At 40.7% G+C, this 2,739-nt stretch carries 2 protein-coding genes; both read right to left on the minus strand.

Annotated features, from left to right (window positions below):
- The coding region (locus AB4Z29_RS32210) for an RHS repeat domain-containing protein (protein ID WP_441946949.1) at positions 1 to 1,976 on the minus strand (1,976 nt) is incomplete at its 3' end.
- 402 nt (positions 1,977 to 2,378) lie between these two features.
- On the minus strand, positions 2,379 to 2,739 hold a 361-nt coding region (locus AB4Z29_RS32215), incomplete at its 5' end, for a sigma-70 family RNA polymerase sigma factor (RefSeq protein WP_441946950.1).

The following is a 2,739-nucleotide window of genomic DNA, read 5'->3' on the forward strand; positions in this document are numbered from 1 at the left end:
TACTTTACTTTTGTTGTTTTCACAACATTTTGTGTCGCCTTATGAGTATTTACTAAAATATTTTTCATTGATTTTACAAATATCTTAACACCTTCTGCAACCTTTAGTACACCATTTTCAACAACCAAGAAATTCCTTCTTACAAACTCATCAACAGCTGCTTGTACTACTGCTGGTGACTCATATGGATTCATAATTATGTCAGTTAGTTCTAATTGACTTAATTTATCTAAATAGATTAAATTCCCTTTTGGCGTTGATACACTTCCATCAATTATATGTTGATTACCACTAGGATCAGTATATAGCAGTGGATTATTTACTACATACGTATAAAGATTCTGACTTAAYGGATTCGTCAATTCCCCTTCATACGTRTCCTCATTGATAAACCGTGCCGTTGAAGGATCATACCACCGCGCTCTTAAATATTGAAGATTAACGCTATCATCCCAATATTCGCCCGAGTAACGGAATGGATTATCAACCGATTCCGTTTCTTGTAGAGGTTTTCCCCAAATATCATAGGTATATTGATTCTGCACAATTCCTTGCATATCCCTCATTTCCACGACATCGCCGTGGCCATTCAGGAGATAAGAAGAACGGCTGCCATCGGAACCATTAATCCGCTCGAGCAAACCAACACCATAGACGTAAGAGGCTTTTTCGGATACAACCCCACCTATAACCTTTCCTTCTGCAACGATACGGTCATTACTCCAATAATAACGAATCGTTTCCCCATTCTCCGTCCGCTCCACTAATCGGTCGTCACCGTTATACTTATACGTAATTACGCCTTCAAACGTGGTGACTTTGGTAAGACGATTCCAATCATCGTACTCGTAGGTCGCATCCGTAAACTCCGGCAAAGCTTCCGAAGTTAAAGCACTCCGATTTCCTTTTGAATCATACTCATACGCTTCGTTAAATTGGGAATTAGTTTGGATTCGTCCCAGTGTACCGTAACTGAACGTCGTGCTCTCCCCATTCTCCTTCCTATTCACAATGTTACCCGTCAAATCATGTGTATACTCGTACTTATTGATGACCGTCCCACTTGTCTTCTTATGTTGTAATTGTGTCATTTTCAAACCATCGTAGGTGAACTCCGAGTTTATCCCATTAGCTCCCTCAATCTTACTAATTACATCATTTTTCAAATACGAATAGGTTGCATTCAGATTTGTATCCGTCGACACCGTTTTAAGACGGTTGACATTGTCATACCCATACGTTGTCGTGCGCGCAAAAGGCCCCGATGTCGTAAGCATTTTACCATGTCCATCGTACGTATGTGAGATCGTTTTGTTGTCCGGATATTTCTGATTGGTAAGCTGTCCCGTATTTGCGTCATACGTATAAGTCGTCGTTCCGGTTTGGTCGGTCATCGTTTTCCGTTGTCCGTCTAGGGTATACGTGTAAGCAATCGTTTCACTAGGACTCGTCCTCGTAATCATCCGATTTCGCGTATCATAGACATACGTAAAGGCAGTACCTTTGCGATCTTCAAATCGATTCATATTACCATTTGCATCATAGAACACTTTTCTGATTTTACCCGATGGATCCGTCTGCGTTTTTAAACGCCCCAGTTCATCATATTGTTTCTGTAGTTTACTACCACCTGGATAGATGGTCGTCGTTAGGTTGCCAAATAGATCATACTGGTAAGCAGTGGTTTCTTGGTTGGCATTTTTCACACTCGTTAATTGACCTAACGCATCATAGTAATGATTCGTAAAGTTGTTTAATGCATCCTGTACAGACGTCACTTGACCCACTTCATCGTAGGAATACGATTGTACAGTATAGTAGGCTCCGCCTTTTTGGGCTTGCGAATAGAGGAGTCTGCCGTAAGCATCGTATTGACTTAAGGCTGCATTACCTTCCTCGTCTCTCACAATGGATTTATAGATCAAGTCTTCAAAGCTAGCCGTACTAAAGGTTCCATCAGCATTTGTTGTTTTCACATTCCGATCCCAATTGTCATACTTAAATATCGTTTGATTTCCAGAATCGCCTTCTGTCCAACTGTTTCGGCTTAATGTGTCATATTTTCAGAACTATGAACAATTGGCACACTGGAACTTAGAGACTACGTCAACTAGTATAATTACGGTACGCTGGGGTCTATATACCAATAGAAGCTTGATAATTAACCTCATAAATATTGCCCAGTTTTCTGTAGACAATCCATTCTTTCCTGACTAATACTGAACAACATTCCTTATGTTTGGGTTGTAAACAATAAAAAACCAAACGACATCTCTGCCATTTGGTTTCACATAATAATATAAAATTGAGTAATAAATCCCTAACTTTATTCCTTCAAACAATAAAACAAGCTTTTATTTAGAAACTCAAGTCAGCCTCTAACGCTTCGCCTTATAAAACTCATGATAAAGCTTCATCAATGCCCTCTTCTCAATTCGCGACACATAACTCCGCGAGATGCCCAATTCCTTCGCAATCTCCCGCTGCGTCCGCTCATCCCCGCCATGCTCCAGCCCGAAGCGGCCGATCACAACTTCTTTCTCACGATCATCGAGTATATCCAAATTCTTATAGATCTTGCTCTTCTCAATCTTCAGCTGCACCTTATCCACAATATCATCGGCCTCCGTGCCGAGGATATCGATCAACGTGATCTCATTGCCTTCCTTATCCGTGCCAATCGGATCATGCAAAGAAACGTCCTTTCGAGTTTTCTTCAATGAACGCAGATGCATAAGT

Source organism: Paenibacillus sp. 2TAB23, from assembly GCF_052115165.1.
GTDB lineage: Bacteria > Bacillota > Bacilli > Paenibacillales > Paenibacillaceae > Pristimantibacillus.